The following is a 13769-nucleotide window of genomic DNA, read 5'->3' on the forward strand; positions in this document are numbered from 1 at the left end:
TTCGGTCCCTCAGTTCGCCGTCTCGATTTCCACGCCGGTGCGCTCGGAGATCAGCTTGTAGTGCTCGGGCCGGCGGTGCTTGGCGAAATTGAAGGTGGTGCTGCGGATATATTCGCCCAGCGCGAGGTCGCAGTCGTAGGAGATGACCTCGTCCTCCTCGGTCGTGCCCTTGGCGACGATCTCGCCGGTCGGCGCCACGATCGCTGAGCCGCCGTGCAGCCAGTAGCCGTCCTCCTTGCCCGCCTTGGCGGTCGCCACGACCCAGATGCCGTTCTGGTAGGCGGCGGCCTGGATCGAGAGATTGTGGTGGAACACGCGCAGGTACGGCGGCTCGTGCGGCGCATAGACGTTGTCAGTCGGCGTGTTGTAGCCCAGCACGACCATCTCGGCGCCTTTCAGCCCCATGACGCGGAAGGTCTCGGGCCAGCGCCGGTCGTTGCAGATGCATTGGCCGACCCGGACCTCGTCCTTGAACATCTTCCAGACCTTGAAGCCGAGATTGCCGACCTCGAAATACTTCTTCTCGAGATGCTGGTACGGCACGTTCGAGCGGTGCTCGGCATGACCCGGCAGATGGACCTTGCGGTACTTGCCGATCATGCGGCCGTCGGGCCCGACCAGGATCGAGGTGTTGAAGCGGTGCTCGCCGCCGTCCTCCTCGGTGCGCTCGGCATAGCCCAGGTAGAAGCCGATGCCCTTCTGCCGCGCCAGCTCGAACAGCGGCATCGTCTCCGGGCTCGGCATCTGGTTCTCGAAGAACCTGTCGACCTCGTTCTGGTCGTCCATCCAGTAGCGCGGGAAGAAGGTCGTGAGCGCGAGCTCCGGGAAGACCACGAACTTCGAGCCGCGCGAATCGGCTTCCTTCAGCATCTCGACCATGCGCTTGACCACGCTCGCCCTGCTGTCGGCGCGATGGATGGGCCCAAGCTGGGCGGACGAGACTTTCAAACGACGGGACACGGCAATTTCTCCTCTTCCTCTGTCATCCTGAGCGTAGCGAAGGATCTCATTCCAGTTACCAACGCCATGGGGTCCTTCGCTACGCTCAGGACGACAATAACACCTAGAACAGCGGCTTCAGACCGAAGCGGCTCATCGCCTGCAGTTCCGGCGCGGTCATGCCCTTGGGCTTGGACGAGTCGGGCGAGTCGCAGGGCAGGAACTGGCCGGAGCCGCGCTCGGCGTTGAGCTTGCCGTTCTCGACCACGACGCGGCCGCGGCTCACCACCACGACCGGCCAGCCCCTGATCTCGCGGCCCTCGTAGGGCGTGTAGCCGACATTGTCGTGCAGGTCCTTCCAGCGGATGGTGACGTCCTTGTCGGCGTCCCAGATCGCGAAGTCGGCGTCCGAACCCACCGCGATCGTGCCCTTGCGCGGATAGAGACCGTAGAGCCGCGCGTGGTTGGTCGAGGTCAGCGCCACGAACTGCTGCAGGCTGATGCGACCCTTCTGCACGCCTTCGCTGAACAGCAGCGGCAGGCGGATCTCCAGGCCCGGCACGCCGTTGGCCATCTCCTTGAAGGTGGTCTTGTCGCCCTTGGGGATCTTGCCCCCTTCGTTGAACTGATAGGGCGCGTGATCCGACGAGAAGGTCTGGAAGGTGCCGTCCTTCAGCGCCGCCCACACCGCCTCCTGCGCCGCGCTGTCACGCGGCGGCGGGCTGCAGCACCACATCGCGCCTTCGACGCCGGGCTTGTCCATGTCGTCGGCGGTGAGCGCGATGTATTGCGGGCAAGTCTCGCCGAAGATCTTCAGCCCCTTCTTCTGCGCCTGGCGCAGCGTCTCGATCGCCTCGATCTCCGACATGTGCACGATCAGCATCGGCGCATCGACCAGCCGCGCCAGCGAGATCGCCCGATTGGTCGCCTCGGCCTCGGCGACGCGGGCATGGGCGATGGCGTGGAACTTGGGCGCGCCGTGGCCCTGCTCGATCAGGTGGTGCGCCAGCCACTGGATCATGTCGTGGTTCTCGGCATGCACCATGACCAGCGCACCCTCGCGCCGCGCCAGCGCCAGGATGTCGAGCATCTGGTAGTCGCTGACCTTCATGGCATCGTAGGTCATGTAGATCTTGAACGAGGTGTAGCCGTCCCTGATCAGCGCCGGAAGGTCCTGGCCCAGCGCCTGCGGCGAGGGATCGGTCACGATCAGGTGGAAGGCGTAGTCGATCACCGCCTTGGGCGTCGCCGCCGCGTGATAGTCCTTCACGACCTGGCGCAGCGACATGCCGCGATGCTGCGCGGCGAACGGGATCACCGTCGTGGTGCCGCCGAACGCCGCCGACACCGTGCCGCTGTAGAAGTCGTCGGCGCACATGATGCCGAAACCCGACTTCTGCTCGATGTGGGCGTGACTGTCGATGCCGCCCGGCAGGACGAACTTGTTGCCGGCGTCGATCTCGCGCGCGGCGGTCCCTTTCAGGCCCGGCGAGAGGGCGGCGATGCGGCCGTCCTTGACGCCGATGTCTCCCTCGGTCTGGCGATCCTCGGTGACGATCTTCGCGTTGCGAACGATCAAATCGTAATCAGCCATCGTCCGCTCACTCCGCCGCCAGCTTGTGCGCCCGGCCCGAGGCTGCGAGCCGGCGCTCCAGCCGTGCCATCATCGCCTCGAGTTCCGCCCGGTCTGTCGTGGTCAACGACGAGCCCGGCGCGCGCTGCTTCGGGCTCTTGATCGCGCCGCGCTTGAACAGGACCTCCTTGCGCAAAGCAAGGCCGATCGCCGGCTGCACCTCGTGACGCACCAGCGGCAGGTAGAGGTCGAACAGGTCCTCCGCCGCCTCCGCCTTGCCCGCGGCGAACAGCTCGCAGACCTGCACCAGCATGTCCGGCCAGGCGAAGCCGGTCATGGCGCCGTCGGCGCCGCGCCGCAGCTCCTGCGGCAGGTACAGCCCGCCGTTGCCGACCAAAATCGAGACTCGCCGGCGGCCGGGCTTCTTCTCACCGTCGCGGACGCGCGTCAGCTTGGCGAGGCCCGGCGCGTCCTCGTGCTTCAGCATCACGAGCTGCTTGAAGTCGTCGACCAGCCGCTCGAACACCGCAGGCGACAGGTAGACGCCGGTGGCCTGCGGATAGTCCTGGTAGACCACCGGAATGTGCGGCCCGAGCGCAGCAAAGGCCTGCGCATAGTAATTGTAGACGCCGTCGTCGCCTTTGAGCCCGGCCGGCGGCGCCACCATCACGCCCGCGGCGCCCGCCACCATCACCTCGTGCGACAACCGCCGCACGTTCTCCAGGCCGGCATGGCTCACGCCCACGATCACCTGGCGGTCGCCGGCGCGGCCGATCACGCGCTTCACCACCTCGATCGACTCGTCGGCGGTGAGCTTGTGCGCCTCGCCCATCATGCCCAGCAGGGTGAAGCCATGCACACCGCTCCGGATGTAGAAATCGGTGAGCGTATCGACGCTTTGCAGGTCGAGCGCGCCGTCGTCGGTGAACGGCGTGGCGGCGATGATGTAGACGCCCCTGGCGTCCTCGCTGAGTTTTGCGGTCATGGCCCGATCATGCCAGCATGGCGCACAAAGGGTAAGGACCGATGAGCAGCACGACCAGTCGCACCGCGACCACTCGCATCGCAAACCTCGATCATGTCGTCGCCTGGGACGATTCGGAGCAGCGCCATGTCTATCTCGACGGCGCCGACCTGGTGTTCAAGGCCAACGAGGTCGTCCATGTCGGGCCGGGTTACGCCGGACCGGTCGACGGCACGATCGACGGCAAGGGTTTCATGGCGATCCCCGGCTTCGTCAACGTGCACTCCCATCCGTTTTCGGAGCCGGCCAACAAGGGCCTGACCGAGGAATACGGCTCGGACAAGCTCGGCCAGAGCTCGCTCTATGAATATCTGACGGTCTATGGCCTCAATCCGGAGGATGCCGGCCCGTCGACGCAGGTCGCGATGTCGGAGCTGCTGAAGAGCGGCGTCACCACCATCACCGACCTGTCGATGGCGCGCGACGGCTGGGTAGACCAACTCGCCAAGACCGGCATCCGGGCGGTCGTGTGCCCGATGATGCGCCAGGGCGTGTGGTTCACCAAGAACGGCCACACCGTCGACTATGCCTGGGACGAGAAGGCCGGCGAAAAGGCCTTCGAGAACTCGATGAAGACCATCGACGAGGCGCTGAAGCATCCCAGCGGCCGCATCGGCGGCATGGCGGGCCCGGCGCAGATCGACACCTGCCGCGAGGGCTTCTTTCGCGAGGCCCTGCAGGAGGCCAGGAAGCGCGGCATCCCGATGCAGACCCATGCCTGCCAGGCGGTGGTCGAGTTCTATGAAATGGTCCGCCGGCACGGCAAGACGCCGATCGAATGGCTCGAGGATATCGGCGTGCTCGGGCCCGACCTGGTGATCGGCCACGGCATCTTCCTCAACGACCATCCGCAGATCCATCACCCGCACGGCAACGACTTCGAGCGGCTGCGCGACTCGGGCGCCGCTGTCGCGCACTGCCCGACCGTGTTCGCCCGGCGCGGCATGGTGATGAACTCGATCGGCCGCTACATGAACGCCGGCATCACGGTCGGCATCGGCACCGACACCTTCCCGCACAACATGGTCGATGAGATCCGGCTGGTCTGCTACGCCGCGCGCGTCTTCACCGGCAACTACAAGATGGGCACCACGCGCCACGCCTTCGAGGCGGCGACGATCGGCGGCGCCAAGATCCTGCGCCGGCCCGACCTCGGCCGGCTGGCGCCGGGCACCAAGGCCGACTTCTCGCTCGTCGACATGAGCCATCCCTACATGCAGCCGAGCCACGAGCCCGTCCGCAGCCTGATCTACTCGGCGAGCGAGCGCGCGATCCGCCACGTCTATGTCGACGGCAGGCAGGTGGTGAAGGACGGCAAGGTCCTGACCATCGACGTCGAGGCCGCCACCGCCGGCCTGATCGAGGGCCAGCGCAAGCGGCTCGCGACCGTCAGTCAGCGCGACTGGGCCGGCCGCGACGCCGATGGCCTGTCGCCGCCGGTCTACGGCAAGAAGGACCGCCTGCCGCAGAGCCGGCCGGTCAATTAGCGGGGAGTCCCCCCGTCCCAAACCGTTCCATGCCTGGGACGGGTAAAATGCCGGTGGCATCGTCATCGGAGGCCTGCGAGTCCCGGAATCCGCGACCCTCCCTCCCCCGATAGGATGTTTTTCTGTCCGTCGGGCCCCGCGGTAGCTCGGGCACAGGCTCGTATGACGCAAGGCGGGCATCATCATGCGCGTCACACTGCACCACCGCGCGCCGAACACCTATTTTGGGCATTGGAACGCGAATCGACCCCTGATTTTGGCGAGTCGATTAGCGTTCCAATGCCCGTAATGGGACTCTCGCGCGAGGCCTTATCCACAAGCGCTCAGACGCCCGGCACTCCTGCGGTGGTCGAGTATTCGAAGTGCAGCGGCGTCTCGGGATGGACGAGCGCATACGCCGAGCGGGCGGCGATTGCCGCCTCGGAAAATCCCGTCAGGATCAGTTTCAACTTTCCCGCATAAGTGACGACATCGCCGACCGCGAAAATTCCAGGCTTGTTTGTCGCTGTTGTGGCGGGATCGACACTCACCTGGTTGCGCTCGAGCGCCAGCCCCCACTCGGCGATCGGGCCGAGCGACATCGACAGGCCGAAGAACGGCAGCAACACGTCGGCCGGAATTTTCCTTTCGGCGCCTTCGAGAGTCGTGACGTTCACCGCGCTGAGCTGGCCATCGGCACCGTCGAGACCGTGGAGCTGGTACGGCACCACCATTTCGACCTTCCCTGCCTTGGCGAGCGCCTTCAGCCGTGCCTCGCTCTCGGGCGCGGCGCGGAACTTGTCGCGGCGATGGATGACCGAGACGTGTGCGGCGATCTCCGACAACGACAGCGCCCAGTCGACCGCCGAATCGCCGCCGCCGGCGATGACGACGCGCTTGCCGCGGAAGGCCTCGCGCTGGGTGACGTAATAGAAGACGCTCTTGCCCTCGAACGCCTCGATACCGTCGAGCGGCGGCCGGTTCGGGCCGAAGGCGCCGACGCCGGCGGCGATGATCACCGCCCGCGCGTGGATCACCGTGCCCTTCGAGGTGGTGAGCTTCCAGAAGCCGCCGCTCAGCGCCTCGAGCGCCTGGACCTGCTCGCCGAGGTGATAGACCGGCTTGAAGGGCGCGGCCTGCGCCTTCAGCCGCACCACCAGCTCGGCGGCCTCGATGCGCGGGAAGCCCGGAATGTCGTAGATCGGCTTTTCCGGATAGAGCGCGGTGCACTGCCCGCCGGCATCGTCGAGCACGTCGACCACGTGGCAGTGCAGGCGGACCATGCCGCATTCGAACACGGTGAACAGCCCGACCGGCCCCGCGCCCACGATGACCACGTCGGTCTGATGGTGATGTCCGTCGGCCATGATCCCTAAATGGCGCAGGCCCCCGGCAAAAGAAAGGGGCGCAAATGAAAGGCCCCGGTCGAAACCGGGGCCTGGAATTTGGTAGCTGGGGGCGGACTTGAACCGCCGACCCCGGCATTATGAGTGCCGTGCTCTAACCAGCTGAGCTACCCAGCCATGGGTGCGCGGTAATAGGGGTGCTGGCGGTCGGCTGTCAATGCGCTAGGAGGCACTTGCGGGGCGATTCCCAGCCCGCCATCGGGTGCGTCCCGGGGATGAACAAGGCTGAAATCGATCATCCGAAAAACCCGAAGTCAGAACTTCATCTCCTCGATCGCGGCGACCAGTTTCTGGACATCCGCGGCGTACAGCCCGGCAGATCCCAGATTGTTGGCCTCGATCACGTGCAACTCCCTATTCGGAGCCACGCTGACGTCCAATACATAGGCCCGTTGCGGTTGCCATGGATGAGCAGCGATTTTCACCGCGAACGCGACCACTTCGGGGTCGCTATGGTCTTCATAGAGGACCCGATCTCCGCGCCTGTACAGGGAGTTGGTGACGACCCGACCATCAACGATCCAGAACCGATGTTCCTGCGCGATCTCTCTCAGAGGACCAATAACTGTCCCGGTATCGGGCTGGATCGACGAATGTGCTTCCGGATCATCCCAGAGTTTTCTGATCTGCGCGTGCCACTCCATAAACTCGACCCGAGTGGTAGGACCGGCTTTCCAGAATTTGTTGTCCTGTGCGGGACGGCAAAAGAACTGATCGGGCAGCGACGACTGTGGAACGTCGGCGAAGCGCCACATCGCTGCTCGGGCGTTCAGCATGTCGTCGCCCCAGTGGCGGACATAGTCGAGATGGTTGAGGTGCTCCAGATCGAACACGCCCGGAACCCAGCCTTTCCGTTTGGCCTCGTGCCGGATCGCATACGCACCGATCACGATCACGTTCCCGAGCGGGTTCGGTTCCGGAACCAGTTTCCAGTCATCTCCAAGGTCATGGAAGCTGTGCGAGATGCCCCAGCGGGGCAGACTTTCGGCTAGGGCACGAACTCCAGCCTCATCCCGCATTTTATTCTGGATGATCCAGTGCATCGGTCTATTCCTTTGCCTGACCAGTGCCCAGGCACATCAAGGAAAGCTTCAGTCGGGCCTGCCACATCACGATCGGCGGATCGTCGAATGATTCCTCGACAACAGGGACCCATCTCGGAAGCCCGAGCTCTTCCTTGCTGCGCAGGTGCATCAGGCTATTTTCTCAGCCATCGACCGCTCGTCCCAGAGGCGGATCAGATACCCGTCGGGATCGGCGAGCTCGGGGCCGTAGCCCCAGAAGTTCTTCTGCGGGCCGTGGTTGAAGCGCACGCCGCGCGCGGTCCAGGCGGCGTGCGTGGCGTCGACATCGTCGACCTGGAACCACAGCGCGACGCCGTTGAACGCAACGTTCGGCTTCTCCTGCAGGAAGATCGCGAAGCCCTCGCCGTCGTTCAGCGCCACCGTTCGGGTGTTCGGCACCTCGAACTCGACCTTGAGGCCGAGCGTCTCCACCCACCAGTCGCGCGACCGTTCGAGGTTGCTGACCGGCAGGTTGAGATGGTCGAGCTTCATCATGGGAAGCGCCGGATGAAACCGCCGCCGAGGACGCGGCTGCCGGTAGCGCGATCATGGATCACGCAGGCCTGGCCCGGCGAGACGCCGATCTCGGGCTCGGCGAAGCGGACGACGAGCGCGCCGTTCGCCCGCTCGACCTCGGCGGGGCGCAAGGCCTGCGATGACCGCACCCTCACCTGCACCGGCAAGGCGCCGTCGAAATCGGGACCGAGCCAGTTGATGTCGTAGAGCGCGATCTCGCGGCGGCCGAGCGCGCGGCGCGGACCGACGACGACGCGGCGGGTCTCGGGCTCGAGTTTCACGACGTAAAGCGGATCGTTGTCGGTGCCGCTGCGCTCGCCCAGCGCCAGGCCGCGGCGCTGGCCGACGGTGAAGCGGACGATGCCGTCGTGGCGGCCGACGACCTTGCCCGCCATGTCGACGATCTCACCCGGGTCGTTGGCCTCGGGGCGCAGCTTCTGCACGACGCCGGCATAGTCGCCGTTCGGCACGAAGCAGATGTCCTGGCTGTCGGGCTTGTCGGCGACCGCGAGCTCGAAGCGCTCGGCCAGGGCGCGCGTCTCGCTCTTGGGCAGGTCGCCCAGCGGGAAGCGCAGGTAGTCGAGCTGCTCGGCCGTCGTGCCGAACAGGAAGTAGCTCTGGTCGCGATTGGGATCGGTGCCGCGATGCAGCTCGGGGCCGGCCTCCCCCATCACGCGGCGCACGTAATGGCCGGTCGCCAGCGCCTCGGCGCCGAGCTCGCGCGCCGTCTTCATCAGGTCGCGGAACTTGACCGTGCGGTTGCAGGCGATGCAGGGCACCGGCGTCTCGCCGCGCAGGTAGGAGTCGGCGAAGCTGTCCATCACTTCGGCGCGGAAACGGCTCTCGTAGTCCAGCACGTAGTGCGGGATGCCGAGCCGGTCGGCGACCTGGCGCGCGTCCTGGATGTCCTGGCCGGCGCAGCAGGCCCCCGCCTTCCCGACGGCGACCCCATGATCGTAGAGCTGCAGGGTGACGCCCACGACGTCGTAGCCCTGCTCCTTCAGGAGCGCCGCCGTGACCGACGAATCGACGCCGCCCGACATCGCGACCACCACGCGGGTGTCGCCGGGCGCCCTATCGAGACCGAGGGAGTTGCGGGCCATGGCGGCGGGTATATAGGCCCCGCCGCCTTTCGCCGCCAGCGTGGGGCCGCCGCGGCCCTAGAGCATATTCCGTTCTGCTGGAATCAGCCGAACGGAATATGCCTGCTGCAACAACAACCCCCGTGCGCGCATTTCCGGGCAGATAGAACCGCGAGCGGTTCCATCTGCCCGGAAATCGCTCTAGTAGTCGCGACGCCGGCCGGTATCTCGCACGGCGCGGGCAACGCCCTCGTTGTCGTAGACGATGATCACCCGGTCGCCCATCTGCACGTCGCCGTCGTCGCGCTGGGCGATGGTGACCTCGGAGCCGTCGTCCTTGCGGATGGTGACCGCGATGCCGCGGGTCGGGCTGCTGCGGTCGATCGCGGTGCCGGCGATCGCGCCGCCGACCGCACCGAGCACGCCGCCCAGCACCGCGCTGCCGGCCGTGCCGCCGATCGCGGCGCCCGCGATCGCGCCGCCCACGCCGCCGACGCCGCCACCGATCAGGGTGCCGTCGCTGACGCCGCGCCGGGTCTGCTGGAGGTCGACGTCGCGGATCGACATCACACGGCCGGCCTCGCCGCGGAAGCCGCCGGCGGCGGACGCCTGCTGGATGCCGGGCTGGACGCCGCCCTGCTGGCAGGCCGTCAACGTGACCGCCAACGCAAGGGGCGCCAACAGCGCCAAAAGCCACTTGCCGAACATCTTAAGTCCTCCGCCTCAAGTAAAGCCGGAGGATTTTAGCAGGCTATTCCAGCGTCCCGTAGCGGGGATCGTTCTGGGGCTGGGGACCACTTTGGCGATAGTCCTGGGAGCCGCCCGACTGCGCGTAGCCGCCGTACCCGCCACCCTGGTAGCCGGAACGGGAGCTCGACTGCGGCCGGGAGTAGCGCTGCGGCTGGCCGTAGTCGGCCGGCTGCGGGCCCGAGCCGTAGTCCTGGGAGCCGCCGGACTGGTAGCCACCGTATTGGGAGCCACCCGACTGATAGCCACCCGACTGCGGCGACGCGCCGTAGTTGCCGTAGTTGGCCTGCCGGTAGTCCTGCTGGCGGCCGCTGTCGCGCACCGCCTTGGCGACGCCGCTGCGGTCCTGGACGATCTGGACGCGGTCGCCGAGCTGGACGTCGCCGTCGTCCTTCTGGGCGATGGTGACGGTCTGGCCGTTGTCCTTCTGGACCGTGACCTCGATGCCGCGGCCGGGGGTCTGGCGGTCGAAGATGGCGCCGCCGATCGCGCCGGCAGCGGCGCCCAGCACGCCGCCGATCAGGCCGCCGCCGATGCCGCGCCCGCCCGAGGCGCCGATGGCGAGGCCGCCCAGCCCGCCCAGCAGGCCGCCAACCATCGGGCCGTTGCCCGAGCCGCCACCGCCGCGGATGCTGGTGTCGTTGATGGCGACCACGCGGCCCGCCTCACCGGTCGGCGTCCCGCCGCCATAGGCCGAAGCCGTGCTGACGTAGCCGGGCTGAACGCCGTTGTTGGCGCAAGCGCCGACGCCCCCTGCCAACAGTACCGGCAGCAGGACCAATCTCAGTGATTTGCCCCTCATGAAAACCCCTTTGCGACAAAGACCATACGATTCGGTTTTTGTCCTTATTGGGGCATTTGGTCGCTCATCCTCTTTCTTCGATCCAGGCGGCCTGGATGGCTTCGAGGATCTTCTCGTTGGATTTGTTCGGATCGTCCTCGAATCCGGGAAGGGCCATCACCCACTTGTGTAGGTCGGTGAAGCGCAGATTCACGTTGTCTGAGTCGGGATGGGCTTCCTCGAGCTCGATGGCGATGTCGTGGATGTCCGTCCAGCGCAGCTTTTGGGCCATCTCCCCCTCCTACTTGTCGACCATCATGTTGCGGGTCGCGGCCGGCAGCTTCACCACCAGGCCGTCGAGCTCGTTGGACATGCGGATCTGGCAGCCGAGCCGCGAGGTGTGGGTCAGGCCGAAGGCCAGATCGAGCATGTCCTCCTCATCCTCGCTGGCCGGCGCGAGCTTCTCGAACCAGGCGTTCTCGACGACGACGTGGCAGGTCGAGCAGGCGAGCGAGCCTTCGCAGGCGCCCTCGATGTCGACGTGGTTGCGATGGGCGATCTCCAGCACGCTGAGGCCGAGCGGAGCTTCCACCTCCTTGCGCGAGCCGTCCTTCAGGATGAACGTCATCTTCGGCATCTACCAAACCTCAATCTCATTCCTCCTCCCCTTCGCGGAGCCCGCGAAGGGGAGGTGCCCTCGTCTTACGCGGGCACCTCCCCTTGCCGGACCCCGGCAAGGGGAGGAATTACTAATCGCCGACCCGGCCTTCCAGGTCGCTCACCGCCATGCCCGACAGCGCCTCGCGGATACCGCGATCCATGCGCATCTCGGCGAACGGCTTCGATTGTGTCTCCAGCGCTTCGGCGGCGGCATTGATCTCGTCTCGATCCTCGCCGGCGATGGCCGTCTCGAGACGCGCCCGCGCGGCGTCCAGCCCGCCGCGCTCCTCAGCCGACAGCAGCTCGCCGTCCTTGGCGAGGGCCGCGTCAAGCGCCAGCAGGTTACGCTTCGCCTCGACCCGCGCCTCGGTCAGCAGGCGCCTGGTCATGTCCTCCTCGGCATGATCGAGGCTGTCGTAGAGCATGTCGGCCATGTCATCGTGGCTGAGGCCATAGGACGGCTTCACCTCGACGCGCTGCGCGACGCCGGTCGTCTTCTCTTCCGCCGACACGGTCAGCAGGCCGTCGGCATCGACCGCGAAGGTGACGCGGATGCGCGCCGCACCGGCGGTCATCGGCGGGATGCCGAGCAATTCGAAGCGCGCGAGGCTCCGGCAATCGTCGACCATCTCACGCTCGCCCTGCACGACATGGATCGCCATCGCGCTCTGGCCGTCCTGGTAGGTCGTGAAGTCCTGCGCGAGCTGCACGGGGATCGGCGTGTTGCGCGGCACGATCTTCTCGACGATGCCGCCCATCGTCTCGAGGCCGAGCGACAGCGGCGTCACGTCGAGCAGCAGCGTATCGGAACCGCCGGTCAGTGCCTCGGCCTGCAGGGCGGCGCCCAGCGCCACGACCTCGTCGGGATCGATGTCGGTGAGCGGCGCCCTGCCGATCATGTCGGCGACGGCCGAGCGCACCAGCGGCACGCGGGTCGAGCCGCCGACCAGCACCACGCCGTGGATGTCCCCGACCTTCATCGCGGCGTCGTCGAGCACGCGGCGCGCGATGTCGATGGTGCGCTTCACGTAGGCCGCGACCATGGCGTCGAACCCGGCCCGGGTCAGCGCATGGAACGACGGCACGCCGGCGAGCTCCAGCCGGCCGGAGGCCTGGTCGCGGTCGGAGAGCTGCTCCTTCATGTGGCGGGCCAGCGCCAGCGCAGTCTTCACCGCGCCCTCGTCGATCGTGTCGGCGAGCCCGTCCGTCTTGCGCTCCTCGAGCATGCGCTCGGCGATGGCGCGGTCGAAGTCGTCGCCGCCCAGCGCCGTGTCGCCGCCCGTGGCGAGCACCTGGAACACGCCCTTCTCCAGCCGCAGCAGCGAGAAGTCGAAGGTGCCGCCGCCCAGGTCGTAGACCGCGTAGAGGCCCTCCGAGCCCTTGTCGAGACCGTAGGCCAGCGCCGCCGCCGTCGGCTCGTTGACGAGCCGCAGCACCTCGAGGCCGGCGACGCGCGCGGCATCGCGGGTCGCCGTGCGCGCGGCATCGTCGAAGTAGGCCGGCACGGTGATGACCGCGCGCTCGACCGGCTTCTCCAGCGCGGCTTCGGCGCGCAGCTTGAGAGCCTTGAGGATTTCGGCGGAGATCTCGACCGGAGAACGCGCCTTGCCGCCGATGCGCAGCTTGACCATGTCGGTCTCGCCGGTGCCCGGCTCGATCTCGTAGGGCAGCACGCCCGCAACCGCATGAAGATCGGCCGCGCCGCGGCCCATCAGGCGCTTCACCGACGCGACGACGTTCTTCGGCTCCTGCGCCGTCAGCGCGCGTGCGTCGTCGCCGACGATCACGCCACCGCCCGACGGATAGGCCACGACCGACGGCACCAGCGCCTTGCCGGCCTCGTCGTGCAGCGCTGCCGGCTTGCCCTCGCGCGCGATCGCGACCACCGAGTTGGTGGTGCCGAGATCGATGCCCACGGCCAACGATCCTTCGCCGGCGTGCGGCAAGGGCGTTTCGCCCGGTTCGTGGATCTCCAGCAGGGTCATGACTTACCCAGGTTGCTGCCCAAATTGGTTCGTCGCGCCCGTGCTTCCTCGGCGAACTTGTCGAGGTAGCGCAGGCGAAGGAGCGTCTTTCTGATGGCGGGCTTGTCGTTTGCCAAGAACAAACTGCCGAGCGCCGCCAGCGACTTCTGCAGCTCATCGCGCGTCTTCGCGGCGAGTGCGTCGACCTCGGCGATGCTGCTCGCTTCGTGCAATTCCTCGCGGGCTTCCATGGCTTCCATGAGCAGCTCCGGATCGTCGATCGTCTTGCCGTCGCCCGGCAGCTCGACGCCATTCAGCTCGGCCAGATAGACGGCGCGGTCGAGCGGATCCTTCAGCGTGCGGTAGGCGTCGTTCAGCGCCGCGGCTTCGACCGAGGCCTTCGCCCGCTCAGGCGCGGGCTTGCCGACGAAGCGGTCGGGATGCCATTGGCGCTGGCGGGCGAAGTACGCCTTGTCGAGCGCCGCGGCATCCGTGTCGAGCGCCGCCGGCAGTCCCAGCCGCGCGAAGTGATCCATGACGAAACGAC

15 protein-coding genes and 1 tRNA gene are annotated in these 13769 nt (G+C 66.9%); 1 reads left to right on the top strand and 15 read right to left on the bottom strand.

Translation table 11 applies throughout. From position 1 onward, the window contains the following. Nucleotides 1-9 precede the first annotated feature (9 nt). The 3 genes from J0J01_RS17550 to J0J01_RS17560 all read right to left on the bottom strand — a co-directional run bounded on the left by J0J01_RS17550 (nucleotide 10) and on the right by J0J01_RS17560 (nucleotide 3497). Nucleotides 10-960 carry an N-carbamoyl-D-amino-acid hydrolase gene (locus J0J01_RS17550; RefSeq protein ID WP_296382865.1) on the bottom strand — a complete coding sequence of 317 codons (951 nt, stop codon included), beginning with the start codon at nucleotides 958-960 and terminating at the stop codon, nucleotides 10-12. Between the two features lie 103 nt (nucleotides 961-1063). After that, on the bottom strand, nucleotides 1064-2533 hold the full coding sequence (gene hydA / locus J0J01_RS17555; RefSeq protein WP_296382867.1) for a dihydropyrimidinase: 1470 nt from the start codon (nucleotides 2531-2533) through the stop codon (nucleotides 1064-1066). A gap of 7 nt (nucleotides 2534-2540) precedes the next feature. Continuing rightward, entirely contained in the window at nucleotides 2541-3497 is a 957-nt protein-coding gene (locus J0J01_RS17560) for a dihydrodipicolinate synthase family protein (RefSeq protein WP_296382869.1), read from the bottom strand. Nucleotides 3498-3538: 41 nt separating this feature from the next. On the opposite strand from J0J01_RS17560, the gene J0J01_RS17565 reads away from it, so the two are divergent. Further along, nucleotides 3539-5023, top strand: coding sequence for an amidohydrolase family protein (locus tag J0J01_RS17565; protein ID WP_296382870.1), 1485 nt, complete (start codon nucleotides 3539-3541; stop codon nucleotides 5021-5023). Between the two features lie 323 nt (nucleotides 5024-5346). Here the strand turns inward: J0J01_RS17565 and J0J01_RS17570 are convergent, their stop codons facing one another. The 12 genes from J0J01_RS17570 to hscB form a co-directional block, all read right to left on the bottom strand. Continuing rightward, nucleotides 5347-6369: an NAD(P)/FAD-dependent oxidoreductase gene (locus tag J0J01_RS17570; RefSeq protein WP_296382872.1), complete on the bottom strand. Its 1023-nt coding sequence runs from the start codon at nucleotides 6367-6369 to the stop codon at nucleotides 5347-5349. Nucleotides 6370-6448: 79 nt separating this feature from the next. After that, nucleotides 6449-6525: transfer RNA gene (locus tag J0J01_RS17575), tRNA-Met, on the bottom strand. A 137-nt stretch (nucleotides 6526-6662) separates the two neighbouring features. After that, a complete protein-coding gene (locus J0J01_RS17580) occupies nucleotides 6663-7451 on the bottom strand; it encodes an ATP-grasp domain-containing protein (RefSeq protein WP_296382874.1) in 789 nt (262 codons plus the stop codon). 4 nt (nucleotides 7452-7455) lie between these two features. Then, nucleotides 7456-7602: a hypothetical protein gene (locus J0J01_RS17585; RefSeq protein WP_296382876.1), complete on the bottom strand. Its 147-nt coding sequence runs from the start codon at nucleotides 7600-7602 to the stop codon at nucleotides 7456-7458. After that, nucleotides 7602-7967, bottom strand: coding sequence for a VOC family protein (locus tag J0J01_RS17590; RefSeq protein WP_296382878.1), 366 nt, complete (start codon nucleotides 7965-7967; stop codon nucleotides 7602-7604). Before J0J01_RS17590 ends, J0J01_RS17585 begins: the two co-directional genes overlap by 1 nt. Further along, entirely contained in the window at nucleotides 7964-9091 is a 1128-nt protein-coding gene (gene mnmA / locus J0J01_RS17595) for a tRNA 2-thiouridine(34) synthase MnmA (RefSeq protein ID WP_296382880.1), read from the bottom strand. Before mnmA ends, J0J01_RS17590 begins: the two co-directional genes overlap by 4 nt. A 180-nt stretch (nucleotides 9092-9271) precedes the next feature. Next, complete coding sequence (locus J0J01_RS17600) at nucleotides 9272-9778, bottom strand: hypothetical protein (RefSeq protein WP_296382882.1); 507 nt, start codon at nucleotides 9776-9778, stop codon at nucleotides 9272-9274. A 43-nt stretch (nucleotides 9779-9821) separates the two neighbouring features. After that, on the bottom strand, nucleotides 9822-10619 hold the full coding sequence (locus J0J01_RS17605; RefSeq protein WP_296382884.1) for a hypothetical protein: 798 nt from the start codon (nucleotides 10617-10619) through the stop codon (nucleotides 9822-9824). Between the two features lie 64 nt (nucleotides 10620-10683). Then, nucleotides 10684-10890, bottom strand: coding sequence for a Fe-S cluster assembly protein IscX (gene iscX / locus J0J01_RS17610; RefSeq protein ID WP_296382885.1), 207 nt, complete (start codon nucleotides 10888-10890; stop codon nucleotides 10684-10686). A gap of 9 nt (nucleotides 10891-10899) precedes the next feature. Beyond that, entirely contained in the window at nucleotides 10900-11235 is a 336-nt protein-coding gene (locus J0J01_RS17615) for a ferredoxin family 2Fe-2S iron-sulfur cluster binding protein (RefSeq protein ID WP_296382887.1), read from the bottom strand. A 112-nt stretch (nucleotides 11236-11347) separates the two neighbouring features. Next, the gene (gene hscA, locus J0J01_RS17620; RefSeq protein WP_296382888.1) at nucleotides 11348-13243 is read right to left on the bottom strand and encodes a Fe-S protein assembly chaperone HscA; all 1896 of its coding nucleotides are present in this window, start codon (nucleotides 13241-13243) and stop codon (nucleotides 11348-11350) included. After that, complete coding sequence (gene hscB / locus J0J01_RS17625) at nucleotides 13240-13758, bottom strand: Fe-S protein assembly co-chaperone HscB (RefSeq protein WP_296382889.1); 519 nt, start codon at nucleotides 13756-13758, stop codon at nucleotides 13240-13242. Before hscB ends, hscA begins: the two co-directional genes overlap by 4 nt. Between the last annotated feature and the right edge of the window lie 11 nt (nucleotides 13759-13769).

The organism is Reyranella sp. (assembly GCF_017305915.1).
GTDB lineage: Bacteria > Pseudomonadota > Alphaproteobacteria > Reyranellales > Reyranellaceae > Reyranella.

Coding starts and splice junctions, on each gene's coding strand:
- J0J01_RS17580 (WP_296382874.1), bottom strand. CDS start 7,451: ATGCACTGGATCATCCAGAATAAAATGCGGGATGAGGCTGGAGTTCGT.
- J0J01_RS17570 (WP_296382872.1), bottom strand. CDS start 6,369: ATGGCCGACGGACATCACCATCAGACCGACGTGGTCATCGTGGGCGCG.
- J0J01_RS17605 (WP_296382884.1), bottom strand. CDS start 10,619: ATGAGGGGCAAATCACTGAGATTGGTCCTGCTGCCGGTACTGTTGGCA.
- J0J01_RS17560 (WP_296382869.1), bottom strand. CDS start 3,497: ATGACCGCAAAACTCAGCGAGGACGCCAGGGGCGTCTACATCATCGCC.
- hydA (WP_296382867.1), bottom strand. CDS start 2,533: ATGGCTGATTACGATTTGATCGTTCGCAACGCGAAGATCGTCACCGAG.
- hscA (WP_296382888.1), bottom strand. CDS start 13,243: ATGACCCTGCTGGAGATCCACGAACCGGGCGAAACGCCCTTGCCGCAC.
- J0J01_RS17585 (WP_296382876.1), bottom strand. CDS start 7,602: ATGCACCTGCGCAGCAAGGAAGAGCTCGGGCTTCCGAGATGGGTCCCT.
- J0J01_RS17615 (WP_296382887.1), bottom strand. CDS start 11,235: ATGCCGAAGATGACGTTCATCCTGAAGGACGGCTCGCGCAAGGAGGTG.
- J0J01_RS17565 (WP_296382870.1), top strand. CDS start 3,539: ATGAGCAGCACGACCAGTCGCACCGCGACCACTCGCATCGCAAACCTC.
- J0J01_RS17590 (WP_296382878.1), bottom strand. CDS start 7,967: ATGATGAAGCTCGACCATCTCAACCTGCCGGTCAGCAACCTCGAACGG.
- hscB (WP_296382889.1), bottom strand. CDS start 13,758: ATGGATCACTTCGCGCGGCTGGGACTGCCGGCGGCGCTCGACACGGAT.
- J0J01_RS17600 (WP_296382882.1), bottom strand. CDS start 9,778: ATGTTCGGCAAGTGGCTTTTGGCGCTGTTGGCGCCCCTTGCGTTGGCG.
- mnmA (WP_296382880.1), bottom strand. CDS start 9,091: ATGGCCCGCAACTCCCTCGGTCTCGATAGGGCGCCCGGCGACACCCGC.
- iscX (WP_296382885.1), bottom strand. CDS start 10,890: ATGGCCCAAAAGCTGCGCTGGACGGACATCCACGACATCGCCATCGAG.